The 25302-nt window shown below is 46.7% G+C and carries 25 protein-coding genes and 1 pseudogene; 9 read left to right on the top strand and 17 right to left on the bottom strand.

Annotated features, from left to right (window positions below):
- Positions 1 to 56 precede the first annotated feature (56 nt).
- The 3 genes from CEG13_RS03400 to CEG13_RS03390 all read right to left on the bottom strand — a co-directional run bounded on the left by CEG13_RS03400 (position 57) and on the right by CEG13_RS03390 (position 2571).
- Positions 57 to 917, bottom strand: coding sequence for a MurR/RpiR family transcriptional regulator (locus CEG13_RS03400; RefSeq protein ID WP_100010345.1), 861 nt, complete (start codon positions 915 to 917; stop codon positions 57 to 59).
- Positions 918 to 933: 16 nt separating this feature from the next.
- The gene (locus CEG13_RS03395; RefSeq protein WP_100010344.1) at positions 934 to 1902 is read right to left on the bottom strand and encodes an N-acetylglucosamine kinase; all 969 of its coding nucleotides are present in this window, start codon (positions 1900 to 1902) and stop codon (positions 934 to 936) included.
- Positions 1903 to 2385: 483 nt separating this feature from the next.
- Entirely contained in the window at positions 2386 to 2571 is a 186-nt protein-coding gene (locus tag CEG13_RS03390) for an aspartyl-phosphate phosphatase Spo0E family protein (RefSeq protein WP_100010343.1), read from the bottom strand.
- 292 nt (positions 2572 to 2863) lie between these two features.
- Between CEG13_RS03390 and CEG13_RS03385 the strand changes: the two genes are divergently transcribed.
- The gene (locus tag CEG13_RS03385) at positions 2864 to 4924 is read left to right on the top strand and encodes a thioredoxin domain-containing protein (protein WP_100010342.1); all 2061 of its coding nucleotides are present in this window, start codon (positions 2864 to 2866) and stop codon (positions 4922 to 4924) included.
- A 143-nt stretch (positions 4925 to 5067) separates the two neighbouring features.
- Here CEG13_RS03385 and CEG13_RS03380 read toward each other — a convergent pair whose 3' ends face one another.
- Positions 5068 to 5601, bottom strand: a complete 534-nt coding sequence (locus CEG13_RS03380) for a DUF6241 domain-containing protein (protein WP_100010341.1) — start codon at positions 5599 to 5601, stop codon at positions 5068 to 5070.
- Positions 5602 to 5905: 304 nt separating this feature from the next.
- Between CEG13_RS03380 and CEG13_RS18865 the strand changes: the two genes are divergently transcribed.
- Positions 5906 to 6043 (top strand): hypothetical protein, encoded by a 138-nt coding sequence (locus tag CEG13_RS18865; protein WP_192869508.1) that lies wholly within the window; start codon positions 5906 to 5908, stop codon positions 6041 to 6043.
- Between the two features lie 102 nt (positions 6044 to 6145).
- On the opposite strand, the gene CEG13_RS03375 is transcribed toward CEG13_RS18865, so the two are convergent.
- From CEG13_RS03375 to CEG13_RS03335, 9 genes are all read right to left on the bottom strand, one after another.
- Positions 6146 to 7792, bottom strand: a complete 1647-nt coding sequence (locus CEG13_RS03375; RefSeq protein ID WP_100010340.1) for an acyl-CoA dehydrogenase family protein — start codon at positions 7790 to 7792, stop codon at positions 6146 to 6148.
- Positions 7789 to 9315 carry a class I adenylate-forming enzyme family protein gene (locus CEG13_RS03370; protein WP_100010339.1) on the bottom strand — a complete coding sequence of 509 codons (1527 nt, stop codon included), beginning with the start codon at positions 9313 to 9315 and terminating at the stop codon, positions 7789 to 7791. Before CEG13_RS03370 ends, CEG13_RS03375 begins: the two co-directional genes overlap by 4 nt.
- Positions 9312 to 9710, bottom strand: a complete 399-nt coding sequence (locus CEG13_RS03365; protein WP_239984550.1) for a MerR family transcriptional regulator — start codon at positions 9708 to 9710, stop codon at positions 9312 to 9314. Before CEG13_RS03365 ends, CEG13_RS03370 begins: the two co-directional genes overlap by 4 nt.
- A 153-nt stretch (positions 9711 to 9863) precedes the next feature.
- Entirely contained in the window at positions 9864 to 10103 is a 240-nt protein-coding gene (locus CEG13_RS03360; RefSeq protein WP_100010337.1) for an indolepyruvate ferredoxin oxidoreductase subunit alpha, read from the bottom strand.
- 89 nt (positions 10104 to 10192) lie between these two features.
- A complete protein-coding gene (locus CEG13_RS03355; protein ID WP_100010336.1) occupies positions 10193 to 10522 on the bottom strand; it encodes a CHY zinc finger protein in 330 nt (109 codons plus the stop codon).
- Between the two features lie 18 nt (positions 10523 to 10540).
- On the bottom strand, positions 10541 to 12055 hold the full coding sequence (locus CEG13_RS03350) for an AbgT family transporter (protein ID WP_100010335.1): 1515 nt from the start codon (positions 12053 to 12055) through the stop codon (positions 10541 to 10543).
- A gap of 232 nt (positions 12056 to 12287) precedes the next feature.
- Positions 12288 to 13541 (bottom strand): M20 family metallo-hydrolase, encoded by a 1254-nt coding sequence (locus tag CEG13_RS03345; RefSeq protein ID WP_239984549.1) that lies wholly within the window; start codon positions 13539 to 13541, stop codon positions 12288 to 12290.
- Entirely contained in the window at positions 13534 to 14829 is a 1296-nt protein-coding gene (locus tag CEG13_RS03340) for an amidohydrolase (protein ID WP_100010334.1), read from the bottom strand. The genes CEG13_RS03345 and CEG13_RS03340 overlap by 8 nt, the downstream gene beginning before the upstream one ends.
- Positions 14822 to 16030 carry a M20 metallopeptidase family protein gene (locus CEG13_RS03335; RefSeq protein WP_100010333.1) on the bottom strand — a complete coding sequence of 403 codons (1209 nt, stop codon included), beginning with the start codon at positions 16028 to 16030 and terminating at the stop codon, positions 14822 to 14824. Before CEG13_RS03335 ends, CEG13_RS03340 begins: the two co-directional genes overlap by 8 nt.
- Before the next feature lie 242 nt (positions 16031 to 16272).
- On the opposite strand from CEG13_RS03335, the gene CEG13_RS03330 reads away from it, so the two are divergent.
- Genes CEG13_RS03330 through CEG13_RS03320 form a run of 3 tightly spaced genes read left to right on the top strand, consistent with a single transcriptional unit; the run spans position 16273 to position 17930 of the window.
- Positions 16273 to 16596, top strand: coding sequence for a PadR family transcriptional regulator (locus tag CEG13_RS03330; protein ID WP_100010332.1), 324 nt, complete (start codon positions 16273 to 16275; stop codon positions 16594 to 16596).
- Positions 16589 to 17152 (top strand): HAAS signaling domain-containing protein, encoded by a 564-nt coding sequence (locus tag CEG13_RS03325; RefSeq protein ID WP_100010563.1) that lies wholly within the window; start codon positions 16589 to 16591, stop codon positions 17150 to 17152. Before CEG13_RS03330 ends, CEG13_RS03325 begins: the two co-directional genes overlap by 8 nt.
- On the top strand, positions 17145 to 17930 hold the full coding sequence (locus tag CEG13_RS03320) for a DUF4097 family beta strand repeat-containing protein (protein ID WP_100010331.1): 786 nt from the start codon (positions 17145 to 17147) through the stop codon (positions 17928 to 17930). The genes CEG13_RS03325 and CEG13_RS03320 overlap by 8 nt, the downstream gene beginning before the upstream one ends.
- A gap of 83 nt (positions 17931 to 18013) precedes the next feature.
- Here CEG13_RS03320 and CEG13_RS19045 read toward each other — a convergent pair.
- A pseudogene (locus CEG13_RS19045) lies at positions 18014 to 18310 on the bottom strand (hypothetical protein).
- Positions 18311 to 18540: 230 nt separating this feature from the next.
- Between CEG13_RS19045 and CEG13_RS03310 the strand changes: the two are divergent.
- On the top strand, positions 18541 to 18738 hold the full coding sequence (locus CEG13_RS03310; RefSeq protein WP_100010330.1) for a DUF2188 domain-containing protein: 198 nt from the start codon (positions 18541 to 18543) through the stop codon (positions 18736 to 18738).
- Positions 18739 to 18780: 42 nt separating this feature from the next.
- Positions 18781 to 19251 carry a hypothetical protein gene (locus CEG13_RS03305; protein ID WP_100010329.1) on the top strand — a complete coding sequence of 157 codons (471 nt, stop codon included), beginning with the start codon at positions 18781 to 18783 and terminating at the stop codon, positions 19249 to 19251.
- Between the two features lie 94 nt (positions 19252 to 19345).
- Here the strand turns inward: CEG13_RS03305 and CEG13_RS03300 are convergent, their stop codons facing one another.
- Positions 19346 to 21517 (bottom strand): DNA topoisomerase III, encoded by a 2172-nt coding sequence (locus CEG13_RS03300; protein WP_100010328.1) that lies wholly within the window; start codon positions 21515 to 21517, stop codon positions 19346 to 19348.
- Between the two features lie 177 nt (positions 21518 to 21694).
- On the opposite strand from CEG13_RS03300, the gene ytaF reads away from it, so the two are divergent.
- On the top strand, positions 21695 to 22294 hold the full coding sequence (gene ytaF, locus CEG13_RS03295) for a sporulation membrane protein YtaF (RefSeq protein ID WP_100010327.1): 600 nt from the start codon (positions 21695 to 21697) through the stop codon (positions 22292 to 22294).
- A gap of 233 nt (positions 22295 to 22527) precedes the next feature.
- Here ytaF and CEG13_RS03290 read toward each other — a convergent pair whose 3' ends face one another.
- Entirely contained in the window at positions 22528 to 23427 is a 900-nt protein-coding gene (locus CEG13_RS03290) for an AEC family transporter (RefSeq protein ID WP_100010326.1), read from the bottom strand.
- Between the two features lie 15 nt (positions 23428 to 23442).
- Positions 23443 to 23961 (bottom strand): GNAT family N-acetyltransferase, encoded by a 519-nt coding sequence (locus CEG13_RS03285; protein ID WP_100010325.1) that lies wholly within the window; start codon positions 23959 to 23961, stop codon positions 23443 to 23445.
- A 452-nt stretch (positions 23962 to 24413) separates the two neighbouring features.
- Between CEG13_RS03285 and CEG13_RS03280 the strand changes: the two genes are divergently transcribed.
- The gene (locus CEG13_RS03280; protein WP_100010324.1) at positions 24414 to 25268 is read left to right on the top strand and encodes a CvfB family protein; all 855 of its coding nucleotides are present in this window, start codon (positions 24414 to 24416) and stop codon (positions 25266 to 25268) included.
- Positions 25269 to 25302: the final 34 nt, after the last annotated feature.

Below are 25302 nucleotides of genomic sequence, written 5' to 3'. Positions count from 1 at the left end.
TTTTTTAATTAACGTTATAATATTTCACTGATCCCAGAAAAAAAGCAAGCCTACACTCACTTTTTCTCCTTCAAAAATGCAATAGCCTCTCTCGTTTCGTCCAAGCGCTTGATGGTATCATCATATTCCCTTGATGCGAGACTAATGAATAAAATATCAATCACATGCAGCTGAGCAATTCGGGAGGAAGTTGCTCCGCTTCGGAATGTCGCTTCTTTTGCTGCCGATGTGTGCAGCTGAATGTCGGAAAATGGGCTGATCAGTGTGCTGCCGTATTTGGTGATGCTCAACGTCTTGACCTTTCTCTTTTTGGCAAGCTCCAGCAATTTTACCGCTTCCGGTGTGTTTCCGGAAAAAGAAATCCCCACCACGACATCCTCCGGCCCTTTATTGGCGATGGATGTGGCCGCCATATGTACATCGGAAATAGCTTGGACGTCTTTATTAATCCTTAAGAATTTCTGCTCAGCATCTTTTGCGGCGATATACGACGCGCCAAAGCCGACAAAAATAACCGATTTAGCTCGGGAGAGAGCTTCCACTGCTTTTTCCAGATTGGCAATACTCATCATATCTGCCGTCTCTTTCAATGTCTGTGTTGTGTTTGTTGTCACCTTGTCGATGATGGCTTCCAAACCTTCATTTGGCTCAATGTCCCGGTAATCAGTGACTTCTTCTTCCCGCAAGTCACCAGCGACACGGATTTTCAGCTCCTGGAATCCGCTAAAGCCGAGCGACTTGCAGAGACGAATGACCGCTGCGCTGCTTGTATCGCTTACTTCACCGAGTTTAAGAGCCGTCAAATGAATCGAGGCCTCTGGGTTCCTTAATATATATTCCGCTATTTTTTTCTCGGACGGGGCCAAACTATTTACCATTTCCCGTAAAATAACCAGTCCGCCTTTTGAATGGGACATGTCCTCACCCTTTCTGTCATTCCATTGCCTGGATCAAGTTAACAATGATACGCTGATCCGGCTGATGATTTTGCATACTTAATGCACCGATGACTGAACCGCCGACTGGGGAGAGCCTTGGTAGCACCAGTCTGCACTCTGAGCAATCATGCAATTCTTGCCCAATCATCGGGGGCAGCACGTCTTGATTGCTGAATACCCCGCCACATAAAACAACATCCACCTGTTCATCGGGTGAAAAGAGCCGTTTATATAGTGTCTGAATGCTGAGCGCCGTTTCCCTCGCAGATCGCTTTAAAATTTTCTCAGCAAGCGGATCGTTTTCTGCATAGGCAGCAAACACGATTTTGGCGAGCGGAGCAATTTCCTGTTTGGGAAAAGGAGCAGCATAGATTTTCTGAATTAAATCCTGTGAATGATTGACGCCGAAATGGGCATAAATCAGCGGACGCATTGCCGTATCTTCACCTCTTCCGTCCTCTGCACGCAAAACGCCGGCAATCGCCTGGCGCCCCAGATCATAACCGCTCCCTTCATCCCCGAACAAATAGCCCCAGCCTCCGACGCGATCTTGGCTTTGCTGCCGGTTTACTCCATATGTAATCGAACCCGTTCCAGAAATTTGCACAATTCCGGGCTTGCCAAAAGTGCCGGAATAGAGAGCGTTTACTGCATCTGCTTCTACTTGGATTTTCGCAACATGGGGCGCACAAGTTTGAATGAGATCATGCAGCAGCTGCTTATTATGTTCATTGCCCGCACCGGCGATCCCTGCGAATATACTGGCAACCTGTGAATAAGCATCTGGCGCCTGATCCTCTAAACTGGAAAACAATGCAGTAAAGGCTTCCTGTACATGTTCCTTTGTCATGCCGTTCAGATTGGTCGGTCCCGAAGCCGCCCGAGCAATTAAGTTCCCCAGTCCATCCGCAAGCACAGCTTCCGTTTTTGTGCCACCGCCATCCACTCCGATAACGTAATCCATTACCCAGTCCTCTCCCCGTTTTCTAATGGTTACTATCTACATTATATAATTTTGTGTTATTGCACAAGGGTTTTGTTGAAATTTTATTTTAGTTGTTTGGAGGGAGGGAGTCTTAATAGAATGGAGAAAGTAGTCTCTTCTAGTCAGTTTCCCTTATGTATCGTATCCTAAATTAAAGAAATTCGACGAGAATGAAGTCTTATTGGATGGATATAGTGTCAGACATCAGCAGTGCCAGCAGTAACATTATCTAGATATACTATAATAAATACTACTATCATAGTGCTGTAATGTAAGGTATTATTTAGTATTACTATGCAGGGCCTGTATATAAATAAAAAGTGCTACCTTAAATACAGCCCTTACACTGTTATTGTATTTTTAAATATCCCAGCTCCTAATTTCTCTTCAAATGAGTACTCACAAATTTTCTAACCTGCTGTCTTAAATAACAAAGCAGTAATGCATTATAATAGAGACAACTCAATACTGCCTTTCTGTCAGATTTTCCTGTAGTTTTGTGTAATTTGACCTTCTATATAAATTCAGTAACTGGTCAAGTTCCTGACTGCATTCAACAGTCTCCCTGCTTGTAAAGCCCTTTTCAAATGCTAAGTTAATCATTTTCTGTCTTTTTCTGCTAATAGAATGCTGTAGATTTTTCTGCATAACAATTTAAAAAGCCCCCATATTCATCACTAATTTTCATGAACCATCATTCAGTATATAAGGCAAAAGTCTCTATGTAAATACCTTTGACAAAGGATGACAATAATAGACAAATAACTGGATATATATTTCAACAATATTTCATTGTCATTGGGCTATAATCATTCAATTTTTATATCACATTGAATCTAAATATTCAGCACGGGAAAAGCTATTTACATCTTTAAATCGTTTCTTTCATTTCTTTTAGGGAAAACTAAAAATGGGAATTATAAAATAAGGTGGTGGTCCAATGCCAACAAACAATAAATCCAATAAATTAATCGCTGAAAAATCCCCATATTTACTGCAGCATGCACACAATCCAGTGGATTGGTTTCCATGGGGTGAAGAAGCATTCGAAAAAGCAAAACAAGAAAATAAACCAATCTTCCTTTCCATCGGCTACAGCACTTGTCATTGGTGCCACGTCATGGCACACGAGTCCTTTGAAGACGAGGAAGTAGCGAAAATCCTAAACGAAAAATACATCTCCATCAAGGTTGATCGCGAGGAGCGGCCGGATATTGACTCGATTTACATGAAAGTCTGTCAGATGATGACCGGTCATGGCGGCTGGCCGCTGACGATTTTTATGACGCCGGAGAAAATTCCGTTTTATGCTGGGACGTATTTTCCGAAAAAAAGCAGATACGGTTTGCCTGGTATCATCGAGGCGCTTACCCAGCTTTATGACAAATTCACCAAGGATCCGGAGCATATTGCCGAGGTCACGGAAAGTGTCACCAGCGCTCTTAATCGGACCGAGACGCAGAAGAGCGAGAAACGGCTGACAAAGGACACGATTGATCAGGCTTATAAGCAGCTCGTTAAAAGCAGCGACTTTTCGTATGGCGGTTTTGGCGATGCACCAAAGTTTCCGATGCCGCAGAATCTGCTGTTCCTCATCAGACATTATCATTTCACCGGCGAGAGGGCAGCATTAAAAATCGTCGAGAACACACTGCAATCGATGGCACACGGAGGAATTTTCGACCAGATTGGGTTCGGTTTTACGCGCTATTCAACGGACAAGGAATGGCTGGTTCCCCATTTTGAGAAGATGCTCTATGATAATGCGCTCTTGCTGATGGTTTATACGGAATGTTTTCAAGTGACAGGGGATCCATTTTACCAGCGGGTAAGCGAGCAGATCATTCGCTTTATCGAGCGGGAAATGACCCATAAAGACGGCGCTTTTTATTCGGCTATTGACGCCGATTCAGAAGGGGTGGAAGGTAAATATTATGTGTGGGATTACGATGAGGTCGTCCATGTCCTGGGCGAGGAGCTTGGTCAGTTGTATGCCTCGGTCTATGACATCACCCCCGCGGGAAATTTTGAAGAAAAAAATATCCCAAACCTGATCGGCAGGGTGCTGGATAAGGAGGCAAGGAGGCATGATCTGTCTCGGGCTGATCTGGATGAGCGGCTGGAACACGCGAGAAAACGCTTGTTGGAGGCGCGGGAAAAAAGGGTTTATCCCCATGTCGATGACAAAATCCTGACAGGGTGGAACGGCCTAATGATTGCAGCGCTTGCCAAGGCTGGGAAGGTTTTTGACAATCCGCAGTATACTGAAATGGCGAAATCGGCTATTGTCTTTATTGAGGAGCATTTGTTTCAGGAAGGCAGGCTGATGGCGCGCTACCGTGAAGGAGAAACAAAAAACAAGGCATTTATTGACGATTACGCCTTTCTGTTATGGGGTTATTTGGAACTGTATGAAGCCACATTTTCGCCGGAATATTTGCAGACAGCGAAACATCTGGCTAATGAGATGATTCGCCTGTTTGGGGATGAGCAAAATGGCGGATTTTATTTCAGTGGCACCGACGGAGAGAAGCTGATTGCACGAGACAAAGAGATTTACGATGGGGCCATCCCATCCGGCAACAGTGTCGCTGCCGTGATGCTAACTCGTCTCGGCTTCCTTACTGGGGAAACTGCCTATTTGGATGAAGTCGATGAAATGTACTATACCTTTTATGAGGAGATCGAACAAATAGCCGCTGCCAGTCCGTTCTTCCTGCAAAGCCTGCAGCTTACGGAAAATCCTACGAAAGAAGTGGTTGTTCTTGGAGCCGAAGATGATCAGGAGAGGAAGGAGTTGCTGAGCCAACTGCAGCAGGATTATTTGCCAGGAGTAGCAATTCTTGCCGGGGAATCTGCTGAGATGCTTGTTGCTGTGGCGCCATTCACCTCAGAGTACAAGCAAATCGAAGGACAAACAACCATCTATGTTTGTGAGAATTTTGCCTGTCAGCAGCCGACCACAGATACCTCTCAGGCGCTGCAGATGATAAAGGGATAGCAGTAAAAACAAGAAGCTGGTGAGGACCCGTAGCACGATATTACGTGAAGGCTCACCAGCCTTGCTTTAGTTTTTGCTTCGTGTCACTTGCTTGTCAGGAGTAAATCTTCACACGGTTTGTTTACTGCAAAAATCAGCCCTGTCTATTCGAAATGTTTTTCAATATACGATTGTTCTTCGCTTTCGGTCATTAGACCTGTTGCCCTTCCGACCGTTCCGTTCTCTTCACTCCATATTGTGTTATGAACTTCAACCGCATTGCTGAAGTCGCCATTTTTCCATTCGTTCAATACTTCTTCAAAAAAGTGCCCTGAAGAATAATTGTCTACCCCGTACTCTTCCAGGATTTGAAGCATATTATCAATTCTTTCCTCCGTAATCTCCAAGTGACCCCATTTTTCCGAAGCAGTTACTTTCTGATGAGTCATTTTATGCAAATCGTTTCGGAATGCTGTTTCAGAAGGGTAGTTTCCTGCCGCTTCACTTTCTTCGCTTTCTCCTTCGCCCTGCCCTGATTGCGCCATTTCAACTTCGCTTGTATATTCTGCTTTGTCTTCCTCGTTTGTGCTTTGCCAAGAAGAGAAAACCAAATACGCAAAAATTAACGAAGCAATTGCACCAACGCCCACTATAATCCAAATACCCCAAATCGCAATATTCTTCAATAAGTTACCCATTTGCTTCCAGCCCTTTCCAAATATATATCAACTATTCTATTAAGCCATCGTCTTTTCTATCGATATGAAACCAATGAATTCAGTAACTTTCTGATTATTACAATGCTGTTACAAATGGTATCAAATGGAAACGATAAATTCAATAGGTTTTTAGTTACCGCTTGAACCGAGTCCGACTTTTCGCAGATGATAAAAGGACAGCAGTAAACAAGGGGGCTCTATGGGTGGAGCGTCCTTTTTACGGGCACGGACATACGACGAAACATCATTCCATGTTATACTTGTATCAAAAGGGGCGAGACCAATGGTAAAAGTGAAGATGAATGTGCAAACGGCCTATCACGGAGATTTGCTGCGGGCAGGAAAAATCTATGAAATTGACGAAACGACCGCCGAACGCTGGATTGCAAGTAAAATTGCTGAAAAGGCAGAAGATAAATAGTGACCTGTTGAAATAGCAAACCCCGGTACATGTCCGCCACTAAATTGGCCGCTCAACATATGCCGGGATTTTTTTTGTCTTCTCAATAGTGCTACAGATCCTTTAAAACATCTCAGAAAACAACTGCAAATCGGCAGGTTCACTACTAATTTCATCGCTATTCCATACGTTATTCAAATACGCCAGCGCGACAGCCCTGTCTCTGCTGCTGCCTTCTTCTAAACTTTCCACCGCTACAACACTTTCAAAAATAGCACAAAAATCTTTGGCTACGGTCTTGCTGTAATAGGTTTGCAGATCCGGAGAAAGTGTCTTCATCTTGCTGATTTTATCCTTGAGTTTTCCCAGTTCTTCCTTAATCACGGTCACCCAGGTCTCATCCTTCACTTCATGCAACCGCTCTTTCATTTCATGTACGAATAATTCATCCACTTGATATTTCCCAATCAGCCTTAGTACTTCCAATCCGAGAATGTTGGCTGTCCCTTCCCAGACGGTCAGCACTTGCGCGTCGCGGAGCAGCCTTGGAGTAACGAAATCTTCAATATAACCATTGCCTCCATGCATTTCAATCGCCTCATGGGTAAATTCAACCGCCTGCTCTGCCGTTTCTTTTTTCAGGATGGCGACATACAGACGAAACAGAGCCTCTTCTTCAACCGTGACAGCATGCTTGGTTTCTTTGCCCATCACCTTATCCATCCGGGCGATGACCTCAAACATTGCTTTAAGCTCCATTTCCTGCTTTGCCGCCATTCTGCTCAAGGTGGATTGGACCATGGGATAGCTGGTTAGCTTGCTGCCAAATGCTTCCCTTTCTGACGCATAGTCTTTCGCTTCGAGAAATGAACGGCGCATGATGCCAAGAGAAGCAACAGCATTTGAGACACGTGACAGATTCAGCGCCTCCATCATATAGGAAAATCCTTTTGCCGGATCCCCGACCAGATATGCTTTGGCACCTTCGAACTCCACTTCCGCTGAAGGCACGGCTCGCACACCCAGTTTGTCCTTCAGCCGGCGGATGCGGAGCCTGCCCTCCAGCCGATTTTCCTCCCATGGCACCAGAAACAAACTAAGCCCTTTCGTCCCTTCTGGCGCATTTTCCATTCGGGCAAGAACCATGGCCACCCCGCAGGCACCGGCATTGCTGGCGAAATATTTTTCTCCGGAAATGCGGTAATGATCCCCTTCCTTCACCGCTGTTGTTTCATTTGCCCCAACATCGGAGCCTCCCTGCCGTTCCGTCAAAAAGGTTGCCCCTTCATAGAGCTTGGTTTCTCCGGTGGACAGGACATGCGGCAAAAACGCCTCTTTCAGTTCGTCCGAGCCATAATGATCCAGCAAATACGCTGTTGCTTTGGTGAGCGTGATCGGGCAGTAAAAGCCAGGCTCGGCATGGGACACCAGATAGCCTTGGGCAAATGCATAGACATAGTTTCCTTTAACCCTGAGCTCTGGGATTTCCTTATGGATATAGCCGACAATCCCCGTGTTATAGGTTTCTTCCACCGTCTGTCTGTAGCCCTCATTCAGCCAGACATGGGAGACTTCCTTGCCCATTTTGTCATAACGGATCAGGCGCGGCTGTCCTTCCCTGTCGGTGTGGACGGCGCGTTCATCCATGGTCCCGGCAGTGAATGCGCCAAGCTTCTCCAGCTCACCGTCCGCCCATTGGAAAAAATCTTTGGGCAGCCGGGATTTCAGCAACTCCAGTAAATTTACATCTTCCCGGTAAAAATTTCTCATTGTTTGCCGCCTTCCTCCACCCGGTCGCGAAGCTGATTTTTCTGCAGCTTGCCTGTTGCATTTCTGGGAAGCACTTCCAAAGTTTCATATACTCTTGGTATTTTGTAACTTGCTAATCTTTCACGCAGAAACTCTTTGCAGACAGCTGCAACATCTTCCATTTCTTCTTCAACCACCACAAACGCTTTAACCGTTTCGCCCCAATCCGGATTAGGTGTGCCAACAACCGCCGCATCTGCTATTTTTGGATGGCTCATCAGGGCGTGCTCGATTTCTTTCGGAAAAATATTCACCCCGCCGGATATGATGATGTCTTTTTTCCGGTCGACGATCCAGTAAAAGCCTTCTTCATCCTGCTTGGCCATATCTCCTGTGTACAGCCAGCCGTCATGCAGTGTTTCCCTTGTTTGAGCTTCATTCTTGTAATAGCCCTTCATGTTTCCTTCTCCTTTAAGGACGATTTCGCCGACTTCACCCTGGACGACGTTTTCTCCTCTGTCATCCACCAGGCGAATTTCGCAATTCAAGGCAGCCCGCCTGCCAATGCTTCCCGCTTTTTCCGCGTGATCAGCAAATCCAAGCAGCGTCCCACTCGGTCCGGCTTCTGTCAGCCCATACACGCACATCAGCCGATTAGTGGAAAATTTATCCTTCACCAACCGCACTTCCTGCTCCCCAAGCGGCGCACCTCCGTAGACCCAATACTCCATAGATGACAGGTCATAATTGCTAATGTCCGGATGGCTGGCACTGCCGAGATAAGCAACCGGCGCACCGAAGAAATGGGTGATTTTCTCCTTCTGCACAGTTCCCAGCAAAAGCTCCGGGGTAAATGTTGGTACAGTTACATGCGCAGCACCGACATAAAGTCCTGCCGCCATAAACAAATGCAGCGGAGCCGAATGACTGAGCGGCATCATATGGAGCACGCGGCTTTCCGGTTTCATCGACATTTCAATGCAAATCATGGTTGCCACGGTTAAAATATTCCGGTATGTGAACACAACCCCTTTTGGTGTGCCGGTGGTGCCGGATGTATACAGAATCGATGCTTCCTCATCCTCCAGCAGGTCACATGGAATTTCCTCCGTCGATCCTTCTGCAATCAACGCATCGAGTGAAAGCCACGCTCCCTCTTCCTCTCCGGTTTTCACCCACAGGCATTCAGACTCATCGGGCAGCCCCTTCACTTGAGCAAACAGCGCTTCATGGGTAACAAATACCTTCGCATCACTGTGGTTCAGGATATAGGAGATTTCCTGTTGTGTGAGCCTGGCATTGATTGGCACACTTAGCCCGCCAATCCGCTGCACCGCCAGATACGTGAAAAGAAATTCCTTTGTATTTGGCAAATGCAGCACCACTTTATCCCCTTTGCCGACACCCCTTCTCCGGAGACTGTCAGCCAGCTGGTTGACAGCAAGATGCCATTCCAAGTAAGTAATTCGCTCATTTGGTGTAACAATTCCCTCCTTATTTGGAAATTTCCTGGACTGATGTGCCAACAGATTTGGCAGATTCATTCTTCCTCATCCTCCCATGTTATTAATTGTTCCTGAAAATCATCTAACAGTCGCTCCATCTCGGTACGGATTAAAACGAGTTCGTCAATGCGCTGCGTCACCTCCTCTACTTTCTCCTGTCCATATTCGATGGTCTTCTCCAGCTGTCTCTTACCTGTAGGATCCTGGTCAAACAGCTGAATCATCTCCCGGATTTCCTCCAGATTGAACCCGTACTTTTTCCCGCGAAAAATCAGCTGCAGCCGGGTTTTTTCCTTCCTGGTGAAAATTCGCCTGCCATTATTACTGCGCTTTGGCGCCAAGAGGCCAATTTCCTCATAATAGCGAATCGTCCGGGTGGAAATATCAAACTGCAATGCCAGATCCGAAATCGAATAGGTTTTTTCTTTGCTCACCATCATCACCTCTAGTGGGAATGTCGAGAAATTTAAAATTTCTGACCATCCTCTTCTTATAGTTTACCATTAACGTTAACGTCAACTTCAAGTTAATTTTTCAAAAATAAAAAAGACTGCCTCCCCACACGGGAAAACAGCCTTCCTCCTATGTTATCTATTGGCAAAAAATTCTTCTGCCTTTTCCAGGAACACTTCTTGTTGCGGTTCCAAATCATATTCTTCCTCTATCGCATCTACCGGACATACCGCCTTGCATGCAGCACAATCTATACAAACATCTGGGTCGATGTAGAATTGATCCGGACCTTCTTCAATGCAGTCCACCGGGCATACGCTCACGCATTCGGCCGATTTTTCCTGTCTGCATGGATCCAAAATGACAAACGCCATGAATGGCAACCTCCTTATTTCGCTAAAAATTACCTTTCTCTATTTAATGATAAAGCTTTCTCTTCTGCAAGTAAACAGCCTATAGCAAATTACTCTTTAGCAAAATAGAGATGATAATGTAGAGCGCAGCCGGGATTAAAGGAAGCCTCACATGCCGGACAGCGATTGCCGCTGTTTAAATAACTGTTGATTGCAAGCTCCTCGCCGCAGGATCCGCATAACACCGCCTGCTCACCGAACAACCGGCGCGGCCACACCTTTGGCTTGCCGCAGCCATACTCCTGATGGCACTGATAACAGGGAAAATACTCCCCGCAGCAGTAAAACTTAATAGCGATCCGGTCATTTGTCTGCTGATAATGCCGACACCGTGTTTCTTTATCCACAGCACCGCGAATTTCTTTGCCAAAAATCTCCATTAGTCAGCATCCTTTCATTTACAGAAACGCATCGATTCCCGGTCCATACGGAATCCCCAGGAAGTAGAACAGCAGAAAGATCGTGATAAATGTAAGCAAGAAACAAATACTGTACGGCAGCATCAGAGCGATCAATGTACCAATCCCTGCTTTCTTATCATAATCCTGCATAAATCCAAGCACAATAATCAGATACGGATTCATCGGTGTAATAATATTGGTCGATGAATCGGCAATCCGGAATGCCGCTTGAATGAATGCCGGATGATAGCCCAGATAATAGAACAGCGGGATGAAAATCGGCGCCTCCAATGCCCACTGCGCCGAACCGCTGAAAATAAACAGGTTCAGGACAGCAGTTAACAGGATAAAGCCGATAATCACAGCGATTCCAGTCAGTCCAATTGACTCCAGAGCATTCGCGCCGCTGACCGCAATCCAGGACCCCATATTCGACCATTCAAAATAAGCGATAAACTGCGATGCCGCAAACACTAATACGATAAACCCGGACATATCCTTCATCGCTTGACCCATAAAAGAACCAATGTCGCGGGAGCTTTTAATTTTCTTGACCGTCACTCCATATGTCACACCAACCGTGATAAACCCGAACAAAATAATCGGCACGATACCGTCCAGGAATGGTGATGGAACAATCCCGCCCTGTTCATTGGTAAGCGGGGAATTCGGCAGGAGGATAACACCGACAACTACAGCTACATAAATAAGTGCCGAAATCGCAGCATTGCGCAGCCCTTTGGTTTCTTGCCCGGTTGACTGGGTAATCTCCTTCCCTACATTTCCTTCATATTGGCCCAGACGTGGCTCCACCAGTTTCTCGGTGACCAGTCCGCCCACTGCCGTTAAAATAAACACAGAAGCAATCATGAAAAACCAGTTATCCACCGGCGTGACCGTCAAACTTTGATCCACTGTCTGAATAACTTCTGTAGAAATCCCGGAAAGCAGGGCGTCGGTACCGGTAATCATGATATTCGCTGTGAAGCCGGCTCCCACACCCGCAAAACCGGCGGCAAGTCCTGCCAGCGGATGGCGGCCGATGTTGTAAAATACCATAGCGGCAAGCGGTGGCACAATAACAAACGCCGCATCTGATGCCAGGTTTCCCAAAATACCGGTAAAAACAACCGCATAGGTAACAATGAATTTTGGTGCTTTCAGGATCGTGCTTTTGATCGCTGTTTCCAAGAGTCCCACCTTGTCAGCAAGTCCTATCCCGAGCATCATTGCCAGGACGACACCCAATGGGGTAAACGTGACAAAGTTTTCCAGCATGGAAGTGAGAATGAACTGCAGTCCTTCCGCTGACACAATGCTGCGGATTGCCAGCTCTTCTTCCTCTCCCGGTATGGTAAATGTCACGTCAAATAAGGAAATAACCCATGATAAGACAATAACGAGTCCCGCCAAAATGACGAACAGCATAAATGGATCGGGAAGCCGGTTTCCGACTGTCTCAATCCCATTCAATGCGCGGTTCATCATGGACGGCCTTTTTTTGGCAGCCATATGTACATCCTCTCCCTATGTTTTTTCGTATGTTTCTCTGTTTTTTCATATCACAATATCTATAAACTGTGACATAACTTAGCTATCGCTGCGGAAAGCGACTGCCCGCAGCGGAAATCAACGAGCACTTTGTAACAGAAATTTTCTCACCGATAACTTATGTCCCAGTTTCCATCAACTACGAAATAAATAAAAAAGTTACGAAAAGATCCTTGTTCAAATCCCGCTGTGTTTAGTTCTCTCCGCCGGCTTCGCTCTTTAAAAATGCTGCCAGCACCTGTACTCCTCTATCAATATCTTCCATTGAGGCAAACTCTGCCGGATGATGGCTAATTCCATCCTTGCACGGAATAAAAACGAGTCCGGACGGCCATTTTGCCTGCATGTTCATAACGTCGTGCCCGGCGCCGCTATTCATTTCCAATGTTCGGTAGCCAAGATCGCGGCTCACGTTCAGCAGCTTCTCCCTGATGGGATCATCGAGCATCACCGAATCATTGTTGACGAGAGTAGAAACGTCGATGTTAACACCAGTTTCGCTCTCTAGTTCGGCACAATGCTCTTTTACCCAAGCGGCAAAATTCCGTTTTGCCGCATCATCGACACTGCGAATGTCGATCCCCAGCTCGACTTCCCCTGGAATGACATTCATCGCATTTGGTTTTAGATTAACGGTGCTGACGGTAGCGACCAGTTGCTGATCAGCTTCCTGATTCCGCTTAAAAGCCTCCTGCTGTACAGCTTGCACCAGAGGAGCAACAGCGGCAAATGCGTCCTGGCGCTTATCCATCGGGGTGGTTCCCGTATGATTGGCCATGCCGGAAGCAGTTACTTTTAGCCTGACGGGACAGGCAATGCCATGAACGATGCCGATTTCGCAACCGGAATCTGGCAAGACGGTTCCCTGCTCAATATGCAGCTCGAGAAAACTTTCGATTCGGTTTGACGGGACTGCTGCTTCATCTATCGCGCCCCAATCTAAACCAAAACCCTTTGCAGCTTCTCTGATCGTCACGCCGTCACGGTCTTCCACATCGGCAATCGCTTGCTTATCGAGTTTGCCGGTGATTGCTTTAGAACCAATCGTGGAAACGCCAAAACGGGCCGATTCCTCGAAAACAAAACAAATCACGGCAATCGTTTTCTTCGGCTGATATCCGCTATCCTTTAATTGTTTAACAGCAGCCAGTGCCGTGAGCACCCCAGCCACACCGTCATATCCGCCTCCATTGTCCACGGTATCTAAATGGGAACCAAGCGTTATCATTGGAGCGGACGCATCTGCCTCCCACAGCGCCCATTGATTACCAGCCTCATCACTGCGTACACTCAAGCCCAATTCTTCTGCGGTGACAGCAAATTGCCTATGGACCGCTTTTTCCGCTTCGGTAAAGCTAAGCCGTGTAAACCCATCAGAAGCGTCCATCGTATCTGTCCCATTCAGGATATGCAGTGTTTCCAACAGCCATGCTTTCCGATCACTCAATCGAAGCGCCTCCTTCAATGATCCGGATAAAAGTTTCCACCGCCACAGGCAGCACTTCTTCCTGAAAATCAAAAGCAGGATGATGATGCGGATGGCCAAGTTCCGTGCCAAACAGCATATAAGTGGCTTTTCCGCCATGCTGCTGAACACGATTGATCATAAAACTCGCATCCTCGGATCCAGATACATCTGCTGCCGGCAGCACTTTTTTCACAAATCCCGCTGATGTGCAAGCCGATTGAATGCTATCAATCAATTCCGGATCACAGGTAATCCCTTCAGTAACACCAACCTCGTCAATTTCACAGGCCACATCATGCATCAGCGCGGCCGCCTGCACGACACGCTTTGCCTCTGTCAGCATGTAGCTGTTGATCTTCTGTGTTTCACCGCGCGTCTCCACTTCCAGGACCGCATCTTCCGGGATAATGTTGCGCCCGCTCCCTGCCGTCATTTTCCCTACATTTATCCTAGTCACCCCATCACTGTGGCGGGGAATGGCATACAGGTTGGTTGCCGCAGCTGCTGCTGCGAGGAGTGCATTTTTCCCGAGTTCCGGGTGCATACCGGCATGGGAAGAAGCGCCATGAAACGAGACATTGAATTTGGCAGAAGCGAGAAATCCGTTCACCGTCGCCGCCACATGACCAACCGGGAGCGGCTTGATGCCAATATGACCGGAATAGAAATAGTCCACGTCATCCAGCCAGCCTTTTTCCACCATCGCTTTCGCACCGCGTCCTCCTTCCTCTGCAGGCTGAAACAAGAGGGTAAACTTGCCTTCCAGCTGCTCGTGGTGTGCCGCAATATAGGAAGCGACCCCGAGCCCGATCGTCATATGGCCGTCATGCCCGCAAGCGTGCATCGTCTGGGCATTATCAGAGGAAAAATTCTCCTGGGATGGCAGGTGAGTTTCCTCCGCTGCTTCCTGAATCGGCAGTGCGTCGATATCAAAACGAAACCCAAAATGATCCCCGGACTTGCCTGTATCCCATTCAGCCACGACACCGGTAAAACCGCCTTGCATATGCGCCAGCCAATCCTCTGGCACTCCGGCTTCCAGTGCTTTTTTCTCCTGCTCTGCCAGCTGGGCCTCATCCGGCATGCCAAGACGAGAAACACCGTCCATCGCCTCCCTGCCGATATGAATTTGAAAACCGAGCTGTTGCAATTCTTTTGCTAATTTATAAGTAGTAACATATTCCATAAAGCCAAGTTCGGGATACTGATGGAACTCCCGGCGCCATTTTATCAGCTGGGGAGTCAGCTCTTTTACAAATTCACTCATCTGCTCCCTCCTCTTCTAGTTGATTCAATGCATCGACAGCCACCTGAGCGAGCAGTGTCGCACCACTAGCCAACATCTTCTCATTGATTTTAAATTTTGCGTCATGGAGCGGTGCCTGGTTTTCCTTATCTTCTATTTGTGTGCCGAGCCAGATGAAAGCACCAGGGTATTTTTGCAAATAGCGGCCAAAATCTTCGCCGGCCAAGGAGGGGTTAAAGTCAGGTGTCGCCTCTTCCCCCAGCACTTTACGGGCGGACTCCCTGGCAGTTTGGGCCCATTTAGGTGTATTGATTGTCGCGGGATACCCGTCGAAATAGTCAATTTCCGCCTCTGTCTCAAAAGCGGCAGCCACCTGATTGGTGATCGTGAAAAAACGCTCCTTGAGCCGCTCACGGATTTCCGGATTGTACGTGCGGATCGAGCCCTGCAACGTTACTTCACTCGGGATGATATTTGGCGTACTACCTGCCTCAAGCATGCTGATCGTCACAACAGAAGCTTCGAGCGGATCGAGATTTCTTGAGACAATCGTCTGCAGACTCGTAATCAGCTGACCGGCGGCAACGACAGGATCCCTGGTTTGCTGAGGCATACTGGCATGTCCGCCGCTCCCTTTCAGTGTAATTTTAAAACGGTCGGATGCTCCCATGATCTCTTTGTCATGGATCCCCACCATGCCTGATGGAATATACGGCCATACATGCTGCCCGTAAATGACATCCGGTGTATAGGTGTCAAATACGCCATCCTTCATCATCACGCCGGCACCGCCAATGGGAGCGTCCTCTTCCGCCGGCTGAAATACTAAAAGCACGGTCCCTTGCAATTCCTCTTTCAACTGCTGCAGGACTTTTCCCGCCCCAAGCAGCATCGACGTATGGGCATCATGGCCGCATGCATGCATGACATTTGGCTGCTCGGAAACAAATTCGTGGTCGTTTTGCTCTTGGATCGGCAAGGCATCCATGTCCGCCCTTAATGCCACGGTTTTCCCCGGTTTGGTACCTTCAATGATGCCGAGCACACCGTATTTTGCGAATCCAGTCTCATATTTTACACCGTATTCAGTTAATTTTTCCTGAATAAAAACGGATGTTTCTTTCTCCTGATTGCTCAATTCCGGATGCCGGTGCAGGTGCCGGCGGTTCTCGATGATCTCGTTTTCTATCTGTTTCACATTGGATTCGATAATTTTTTTCATATGTATCCCCCTTCGCGTCAGACTGCCAGCCCTTCATTAATCCCCACTATGTAACTCGGAAATTTTTATGACTATCATTATATCGAATTATGAAACCCATGTATAGTGAATCTACCTGTACAAAATTTCCAACTCAAAAAAAATATTACAAAGTACCTTGTAATGTACAATAGTTTATGTATAATGAAAGTAACACTACTGTTCATAAAACAGTAGTGAAATGATGAAAGGAAGCACTCTAAATGAATATACAGTTTAAGAAAGGTGTTCTGGAACTATGTGTATTGGTGCTGCTGCAGAAAAATGACCGCTATGGTTATGAGCTTGTACAAAAAATCTCCGAACAGATTGCCATATCGGAAGGCTCTGTCTATCCATTACTCAGGCGCCTGAAAAAGGAAGAATATCTTACCACCTATCTTCAGGAATCCAGAGAAGGTCCTTCCCGGAAATATTATTGTCTGACAGATCAAGGAAGGAATTACCTGAAGCAGCTGCTGGATGAATGGCAGCAATTTTCCACTGGCGTGAATCAATTGATCAAGGAGGGCGTTCATGATGAATAAACGGCAATTTTTACACAAACTTCAAGCAGCACTAAACAAGCTGCCGGAAAAAGAACAGAAAGATATTTTGCTGGATTTCGAGGAACATTTTCAAGTTGGAACCGGGGAAGAAGGAAAAACCGAGGAAGAAATTGCGGAGGCTCTGGGTTCCCCGCAGCAAATTGCCAAAGAAATGACCGCTGCCTATTACCTGGAACAAGCCGATCAATCTTCTTCAGCAGGGAATATTTTCCGGGCAGCATGGGCCACAGTCGGATTGGGTTTCTTTAATTTGGTTATCGTGCTGGGGCCTTTTATTGCGCTGATCTCCGTTGTCTTTGCCGGGTGGGTTGCTGCTGTAGCATTTATGGCATCCCTGCCGCTGGTACTCATTGAAGCGGTCATCTACCCGGAATTATTTCTATGGTTCGATTTCTTTCTTTCCATTGCACTTCTGGGTGTTGGGTTGCTGCTCGCCATCGGTATGTTGTATGCCACCAGGCTGATTTCCAAAGGATTCGTCCGGTATTTGCACTTTAATACAAAACTTGTGAAGGGAGGACTAAACCATGCGTAAAATTGCCGTCATCGCTTCTTTGTTAATCGTCGCGGGTGTGCTCGGGAGTGTTTTTACCTTTCCCTCTGTTGAATCATCTGTGGCAGCAGAACGAGATGTAGACATGACGGAGATAGCAAACATTAACATCCGAATGGATAACGGGCGAGTAAATGTTTTCCGGACCGATACAAGTCAGGCAAAAATTGAACTGGAAGGAAGCGTCTCGGAAAGGGATAAGCCAAATTTTTCGGTAGAGACAGAAGGGGATACATTAATTATTGAAGTAGCTAAGGAAAGAAAGCTGTTTCAGTTTATTACTTTTACAGGGTCTGCCACACTCAATCTGTACCTTCCGCCAAAAGATTATGATTCTTTAATCGTGGACACGGACAATGGCACCTTTCAAGCAGAAGAATTAGCGGTGAAGGAAATCCAGGCATTGACAGACAACGGAAAAATCACGCTGGATAGCATCACCGCTGAAACGGTAGATTTGAACACAGCCAATGGCAAAATCGTGCTGGCTGATGTGGAAGGGAAGATTACCGGCAAGACAAATAACGGATCGATTTCTTTTGATACTCCGGATTTGGATCGGTCGATGGATCTGGAAACGGATAATGGAAGTATTACCATCCAAACGGAAGAAGAACAGGCAAATGCTGTCATTGATGCCCGGACAGATAATGGAAGAGTAACCGTCTTTGGGGATTCTGACTGGGATACAGTAACCGGAGATGGGGATCATGAAATAAAACTGCGAACAAGTAATGGGAGTATTACGATAGAAAAATAATTATTTCGCTGGAGGCATTACCAGAAGTAGATGGTGTATGTCTTCTTTTTTTATGATCTGGAATGATTGGTATGATCTCCTTTTTATTTACTATTCTTTTTTCCCTGTGCTTCAGTCATTAAGAATACTGCTGTTAATATATGCATTACCATTCCAACGATAGGAATCCAAGCAACACGAGAAGTGATTATTCCAAGAATATGACCAGTCGTCTTTCTGTCCATTTTTACTTGCTAACACAAGACCCACGATGTGTAATGCCAGCATAAAAACAAGAGGTATCCAAAGTAAACTAATTACAAGCATCCCCCCCCAAGAACAGGAAATCCCCAAAGTGCCTCCAGCCCACCAGTAACCCATTTTATTACTGTAACTGCCATTAATACGCCCCCCCCCCCCCCCAACATGAAATATCCTTTGTTACTACATATATATGATCGTGGCTGGAAAATTGACTGCATCGCATGAATAAATTTGAGGTGGTATTATTTCATACGGTAACATTCGACAAATTTCGGGAAGTGACAGGCACCATCAAATATTCATGTTTGATTTCTGTTTCTCCCGGGTATGAACTGGTATAAGCAATTGAAAAAGGAGTTTTGCAGAAGTGAAGAAATATAGTGTAGCACCAAATGCCGATGTGACGGGCTGGTTTGTAAAATTGGAAGATGTTGCGCCCGAAGAAGAATATGCTGCGAAAGACGATGCCATCGCGGCAGCAACAAAGATGGCCCAGGAAAACAGCCCAAGCAAAGTGGAAATCCTGGATAAAGATCACAATATAGTAGAAGAAAAACGGTATTAATTCCCAGTAAATAGTTGGCAACATGAGAAAGGGGAAATTCACATGGCAGAAAGAAAAAACAATAAAGTCGGAGTTCTTGTCGGTGCCGGCGCCATCGCAGCAGGTGTTTCGCTGCTTTTACTGAACACCGGCACACGTACAAAGATTAAGGATTCCTCCGTGCAAATGAAAGACAAGGTTAGCAATTATGCAACCACAGTGAAAGAGGATCCCCAGGGAACTAAGAATGCGATCATCGACAAAGTGAAGCGCACCACTGCGATCACCAAAGACACGGTGCAAAAAATCCAGCAGATCCTTGATAATCAGGGACAGGAAATAAAAGAAACCACCAAGGACGCCGTGGATCAAACGAAAGATATCGCAAAGGAAACCAAAACAATTGCTTCCACCGCGAAGGATGCCAAGGAAGATTTCAAGGAAGCGGGACAGGATCTGAAAGGTGAGATGAAGTCCTCGGATAAAAATGAATCAGACCATCATGTAGAGGACGACCCTGTCCATCATCAATAAATAGAGAAGCGCAATATAAACAAAAGCTGAAGCAGGGTAAACACACCCGCTTCAGCTTTTGTTTTTTTGGATAGTTACGCGCGCCCTACCCTATTTATTTCTTCAACTTCGCCAGCTGCTCCGCCAGCGCATTATTACTAAACCCGTCATCCTGCTTCTTCAAATACTTGTTCACTTCTTTCTTGGAGACGTTGTGCTTTTTCTCCTTTTGTTTCCGGGCATTAAACGCAGACAGCTTCTCGCGGTGCCCGCATTTACACATGAACATTTGCCCTTCCCCTTCACCTCGAAGCTCCAGGCGTTTATGGCAATTCGGGCAGCGGGCGTTTGTCTCTTTGGCAATATTTTTCTTGTTGCCGCAGGAGCGGTCCTGACAGACAAGCATACGGCCTTTTTTGTTCTTGATCTCCAGCATCAATTTGCCGCACTCCGGACATTTGGTGCCAGTCATGTTGTCATGCTTGAATTTTTCCTCACTGGATTTGATTTCCTGCACGACTTCTTTTGTGTAGCCTTTCATCTCCCCGATGAACTGATCTTTTTTCAGTTTTCCTTCCGCAATCAGGGTGAGCTTTTTCTCCCATTCGGCAGTCAGCGCTGGTGATCGCAGATCCTCGGGCACGAGGTCCAGAAGCTGGCGGCCTTTGGAAGTAAGGAAGATATGCTTGCCTTTCATTTCCATGTACATTCCATTGAACAGTTTTTCAATAATATCTGCGCGGGTCGCCACCGTGCCGAGCCCGCCTGTTTTGCTGATGGTCCCGGCGAGATGTTTTTCATCTGCACGCATGTAGCGAGTAGGATTTTCCATCGCCTGCAGGAGGCTTCCTTCATTGAAACGCTCCGGTGGCTTGGTTTCCCCGCTGGTTTGTTTCATGCGCAGCCCGGTAAATGTATCACCTTTTTCCACTGCAGGCAGCTGCTGATCGCCTTCATCGTCTTCATCATCTGTCCGGTTATCATAAATTTCTTTCCAGCCCTGCTTCTTGACGATTTTCCCTTTGGCGGTAAAACGCTCACCCGCAATTTCAGCTGTGATGGTTGTTTGTTCAAATTCATACGGATCGGACAGCACGGCGAGGAACCGCTTGACTACAAGATCATAAATTTTCCGCTCCTGATCCTGCAGGTCTCCCAGAACTACATGCTGCTCGGTCGGAATAATCGCATGGTGGTCGGAAACTTTCGCATTATCCACCACGGATTTGGAAAGCTTAAGCTCCTTACGCAAAACTTTCCCAGCCGCCTTCGCATACTGATCCACCCCAGCCGCTTTCACCCGGTCCTTCAGTGTCGGCACAATGTCAGAGGAAAGCACGCGAGAATCGGTCCTTGGATAGGTCAGCACCTTATGCTGTTCATATAATTTTTGCATCAGGGACAGGGTCTGTTTGCCGGAAAAACCGAAGATCCGGTTGGCATCACGCTGCAGCTCTGTCAGATCATACAGCTGCGGGGCAAACTTTTTCTTGTATTTCTTGTCAACACCGACTACTTTTGCCGGCTTGCCTTTTAGCTGATCAAGCAGTTGCTCGGCTTTTTCCTTGGAAAATGTCCGGCTGTTATTTTTCTCATCCTGCCACGTGAGGGTAAAGCCTTTGTCGGTCTTCGCTTGCAGTCCGTAAAAGGTTTTTGGCTGAAATTTCCTGATTTCCTCCTCGCGATGGGCAATCATCGCCAGTGTCGGGGTCTGCACCCTGCCGCTTGACAGCTGGGCATTGAATTTCGTTGTCAGCGCGCGGGTGGCATTGAGCCCGACATACCAGTCCGCCTCTGAGCGTGCCACCGCAGAAGCATATAAATTCTCATACTTGCTCCCCGGCTTCAATTGGTTAAACCCATCACGGATCGCTTTATCGGTGACAGAAGAAATCCACAGACGTTTCACCGGCTTTTTCACGCGAGCTTTTTCCAAAATCCAGCGTGCCACCAGTTCTCCTTCACGTCCTGCGTCTGTCGCAATCACCACTTCTTTCACGTCTCCGCGGTTCAGCTGGGTTTTCACCGTATTAAACTGCTTCCCGGTTTTTTTGATCACGACCAATTTAAGCTGATTCGGCAGCATCGGCAGTTCATCCAGCTTCCACGTCTTGTATTTGTCGTCATAAACTTCCGGATCAGCAAGTGTCACCAGATGGCCGAGTGCCCAGGTGACGATGTATTTAGACCCTTCCATAAAACCATTGCCCTTTTTGCTGCAATTCAGCACACGGGCAATATCCCGGCCGACGGAAGGTTTTTCTGCAAGTACTACAGTTTTACTCATGTAAAAATCCTTTCTTTGAAGCATTTATCTGTGAAACTATTCGTTTGTTATAGTTGTGCTTCTTTTAGTATAGCGGAAATTGGAGGTGGAGTGAACCATGATACTCTCATCCACCGCACACTCCCCCGCCGCTCCTTCATACAATAATCCAGACACAGTACAAAGGACTTGATGAGAATGCTTGCATATATGGGATTAATTCTGTTAGTTACTGCGGTTAGTCTGGATGGATTCGGGGTCGGAATCACCTATGGCATGCGAAAGATTCGTGTGCCACTCAGCGCTCTGGTGATTATAATGCTTTGTTCCGGGATGATAGTGCTTGCCTCCATGACAATTGGCCACTTGCTGAGCGGATTTATCTCCCCTGATATGACGAAAATGCTCGGCAGCGGCATCTTGATTTCCCTCGGTCTCTTCTCTCTTTATTCATTGATCCAGCCGGAGAAAGCTGCGAGTGGTGAGCAGCATAAGTTGAAGACCGTTCTTGCCTCTCCTGATAAAGCCGATCTGGATAATTCAGGGCAAATTTCTCCGATGGAGGCATGTCTGCTTGGCGTGGCGCTCGCACTGGATGCGTTTGGGGCAGGGATTGCTGCATCTATGCTTGGCTATGCTCCAGCCTTGACTGCTGTGCTTGTCGCCCTGATGAGCGGACTGTTTGTTTACAGCGGCATCCGAACAGGAGTTTTTTTATCAAAAAACAAAAAGCTGAAAAAGATGACCTTCGTGCCGCCTGTGCTTCTTATTACAATTGGTGTGTTTAATCTTTTATGATTCTGCAAAAAAATCCGGGACCCGCTCTCCAGTAAGAAGAGCAGACCCCGGATTTTTCCGTCACTAGATAAATTTACTGTTTACAGCAGGGAAAGAATAAACCCAATCACCACAACTAAACCAATAATCATTAATATTGTACGTAACATGTTTTTAGCCTCCCTGACTCGAGTTCACTCATATTTTGTTCATACTCTACCATTCCCCAGGCAGGCGAGATAAAAACATTGCGTTCAAGATATGATATTCAAAAGAATGGTCAAGGTGCCCACACTAATTAACGTGCCGACAAGGGTGATGCCGGAAACCAGATCCGGCTCGGTATCGAACTCAATGGCATACATCGTCGTTGTCGCGGCAGTCGGCATGGCGGAAATAATCACCAGCACCGCTGCCACCATTGGATCCACATCAATCAGGGCGACAAAGATAAAGGCAATCACCGGTGAGGCGACCATTTTCAGGACGACCGCCGACGTAACCACCTGCCAGTTCAATTTCAATGAAGTAATTGAGGCCAGTTGCATGCCAAGCATCACCATCATTACCGGAATCGCCGCGTCCCCTACCATGGAAAGTGTAGAATGAATCGACTCAGGGAACGGCGGCCAGGAAAATCCCTGATACATAAATGCCAAAACAGCAGCATAAGTAGCCGGCATTTTCATGATATTCCCGAGAGCCCGCTTGATACCGCTTGTGCTGCGGGAAGCATAATAGACACCAAAAAAGTTATTCATCATCGATTGCACGACCATAATAAATACCGCATAGGGCAAGGCCGCCTCCCCAACAGTGAACAGCACGACCGGCAGCCCGTAATTTCCGGAATTCATGAACCCGGAAGTTAGGATGGTCGCACTTTCTACAGACACAGACCATTTAAAAATCCGGGCAAGAAGTTTACTGAATAGGACCATTATAAAAAACAGAACAAGCATAAAAACAACGATAATCATATAGCTGCTGTCAAAATCGGCTTCAGATAAATTGATGAAAACTAAAGCAGGTGTCAGAATATAAATCGTCACCGTCGACAGTGTGCGCACATCGGAAACACGTATCCGTTGCAAAATATAACCGGAGGCAAATACGGCGATGATTGGCAAAATAACTTGAAGAAACAGACTCATGCGAAAAACCCCATCTTATCGTCGAGTTGCCCAGTAGTCCCGAGCAAATATGCACATATAAACGACATCCCGATATGCACCATCCACGAAATATTCCTCTTTTAATTCCGCTTCCCGCTGAAAGCCAACTTTTTGATAAATATATATCGCTTTTTCATTTTGTTTATCCACGACCAGAAACAGCTTGTGCAAATTTAAGTGGGAAAACGCATAATCTACCGCGAGCTGTGTTGCTTTGTCAGCATAACCATGCCCCTGATGGTCCGGGTCGATCATAATCGCGAACTCTGCTTTCCTGTGCAGATTGTCGATCCGGACCAAGCCCACCAGTCCGAGCCGCTCATTGTTTTTTTCCAAAATGAATAACCGCAAATTCTCCTTTTCCAGGTTTTTCTCAAATGAATCCTTTATTTTGGCCATAGTTTGATACGGTTCTGCAAACCAAAAACGCATCACTTCCGGAATATTGTACAGCTTATGCATAAACTCCAGATCTTCTTTTTCAAAAGCTCGTAATTTTAATTGTTCACTCAATTTATCGCCACTCCTTTCGTCTTTCTAAGCTTTTATCATAGCACAGGCAGCAGGTTTTCCCCAACCGACGAAGGAAGTCAGCGAATATATCGAATCGAACTTGACACAGGAATCTTTTCCTGCTATCATTATAAAGTTGCAACATAAGTAACAGCTAAGTGATGCTGGCATTCTGCAAATGATGAGAAATGCTTATTCACACTGGCGCGACTAAGGGGTCGCAAGGACGTAAGAGCAGGTTAGGGCTTACGTTGCTTAAGTAATCGTCACAAACCATAATGTGACTAAATTATTCAGTGGAAGTTTACCGCGGTTTTGTAAACAAAAAATTCTTCCGAGATAATCGGGACATAAAAAATTGAACTTATGTGTTACTTTGAAACAGGAGGGGTACCTTAAATCTAGGGTGCCCCTTTTCCAATCCATTACATAGTCTCGAAAGAAGGGAAAAAATGAGCGAATTGCAAGTTGGAACGATACAGACCATGACCGTACTGCGAACCATTGAAACAGGATATGTATTAGAAAAAGACGGAACACAGTCCCTGTTGCACCACAATGAAACAGAAAATGCGCTGGAGGAAGGAGATGCCGTGGACGTTTTTCTTTATACCGATAAAAAAGGAAAACTGACAGCAAGCACCCAGCTTCCAAGCATCTCCAGGGATGAATTCAGCTGGGCAAATGTGGTGGAGGTGATCCAAGGGTTGGGTGCGTTCGTCGATATCGGCACGACCAAAGAAGTGCTCGTGTCTGCTGATGACCTGCCGCTGTTTGAATCTGCGTGGCCGCAAATCCAGGATAAGCTGTTTGTGGCACTCGGGACAGACAGGAAAGGCCGCCTCTTAGCCATTCCGGCAACAGAAGGACGAATTGCCCGTGAAATGGAACTTGCACCTGAATCCCTGCATAACCAGCCGGTCAGCGGAACGGTGTATCACACGAGCCAGGAAGGTGCCGCCATTCTGACGGACGATCAGTACCGAGGATTCATCCACCATACCGAACGCAAAAGAGAACCGCGTCTCGGCGAATATGTCTCAGGAAGAGTCATCGATGTGAAGGAAGATGGCACCCTTAATGTATCTTTGAGGCCGCGTAAACACGAGAGTCTGGGCGAGGATGCGGATGCTATCTTGGAGCACCTGCAGGAAAGCGGCGGACAAATGCCGTTTAATGACAAGAGCGATCCGGAAGATATCCGCGGCACCTTTCAGATCAGCAAGGCAGCATTCAAACGCGCACTCGGCCGGCTGATGAAGGAAGGAAAGATTGAGCAGCGAGACGGGCAGACTTTTTTGAAATGAGTAAAACCAGCGGCATTGCTTTGTGCAGCCGCTG

It is taken from the genome of Lentibacillus sediminis, from assembly GCF_002763455.1.
GTDB classification, from domain to species: Bacteria; Bacillota; Bacilli; order Bacillales; family Amphibacillaceae; genus Lentibacillus_D; species Lentibacillus_D sediminis_A.
Note: the sequence above shows the minus strand (reverse complement) of the source record. Positions and strands in the feature narration are given on the sequence as shown.

Coding starts and splice junctions, on each gene's coding strand:
- CEG13_RS03400 (WP_100010345.1), bottom strand. CDS start 917: ATGTCCCATTCAAAAGGCGGACTGGTTATTTTACGGGAAATGGTAAAT.
- CEG13_RS03395 (WP_100010344.1), bottom strand. CDS start 1,902: ATGGATTACGTTATCGGAGTGGATGGCGGTGGCACAAAAACGGAAGCT.
- CEG13_RS03390 (WP_100010343.1), bottom strand. CDS start 2,571: ATGCAGAAAAATCTACAGCATTCTATTAGCAGAAAAAGACAGAAAATG.
- CEG13_RS03385 (WP_100010342.1), top strand. CDS start 2,864: ATGCCAACAAACAATAAATCCAATAAATTAATCGCTGAAAAATCCCCA.
- CEG13_RS03380 (WP_100010341.1), bottom strand. CDS start 5,601: ATGGGTAACTTATTGAAGAATATTGCGATTTGGGGTATTTGGATTATA.
- CEG13_RS18865 (WP_192869508.1), top strand. CDS start 5,906: ATGGTAAAAGTGAAGATGAATGTGCAAACGGCCTATCACGGAGATTTG.
- CEG13_RS03375 (WP_100010340.1), bottom strand. CDS start 7,792: ATGAGAAATTTTTACCGGGAAGATGTAAATTTACTGGAGTTGCTGAAA.
- CEG13_RS03370 (WP_100010339.1), bottom strand. CDS start 9,315: ATGAATCTGCCAAATCTGTTGGCACATCAGTCCAGGAAATTTCCAAAT.
- CEG13_RS03360 (WP_100010337.1), bottom strand. CDS start 10,103: ATGGCGTTTGTCATTTTGGATCCATGCAGACAGGAAAAATCGGCCGAA.
- CEG13_RS03355 (WP_100010336.1), bottom strand. CDS start 10,522: ATGGAGATTTTTGGCAAAGAAATTCGCGGTGCTGTGGATAAAGAAACA.
- CEG13_RS03350 (WP_100010335.1), bottom strand. CDS start 12,055: ATGGCTGCCAAAAAAAGGCCGTCCATGATGAACCGCGCATTGAATGGG.
- CEG13_RS03340 (WP_100010334.1), bottom strand. CDS start 14,829: ATGAGTGAATTTGTAAAAGAGCTGACTCCCCAGCTGATAAAATGGCGC.
- CEG13_RS03335 (WP_100010333.1), bottom strand. CDS start 16,030: ATGAAAAAAATTATCGAATCCAATGTGAAACAGATAGAAAACGAGATC.
- CEG13_RS03330 (WP_100010332.1), top strand. CDS start 16,273: ATGAATATACAGTTTAAGAAAGGTGTTCTGGAACTATGTGTATTGGTG.
- CEG13_RS03325 (WP_100010563.1), top strand. CDS start 16,589: ATGAATAAACGGCAATTTTTACACAAACTTCAAGCAGCACTAAACAAG.
- CEG13_RS03320 (WP_100010331.1), top strand. CDS start 17,145: ATGCGTAAAATTGCCGTCATCGCTTCTTTGTTAATCGTCGCGGGTGTG.
- CEG13_RS03305 (WP_100010329.1), top strand. CDS start 18,781: ATGGCAGAAAGAAAAAACAATAAAGTCGGAGTTCTTGTCGGTGCCGGC.
- CEG13_RS03300 (WP_100010328.1), bottom strand. CDS start 21,517: ATGAGTAAAACTGTAGTACTTGCAGAAAAACCTTCCGTCGGCCGGGAT.
- ytaF (WP_100010327.1), top strand. CDS start 21,695: ATGCTTGCATATATGGGATTAATTCTGTTAGTTACTGCGGTTAGTCTG.
- CEG13_RS03290 (WP_100010326.1), bottom strand. CDS start 23,427: ATGAGTCTGTTTCTTCAAGTTATTTTGCCAATCATCGCCGTATTTGCC.
- CEG13_RS03280 (WP_100010324.1), top strand. CDS start 24,414: ATGAGCGAATTGCAAGTTGGAACGATACAGACCATGACCGTACTGCGA.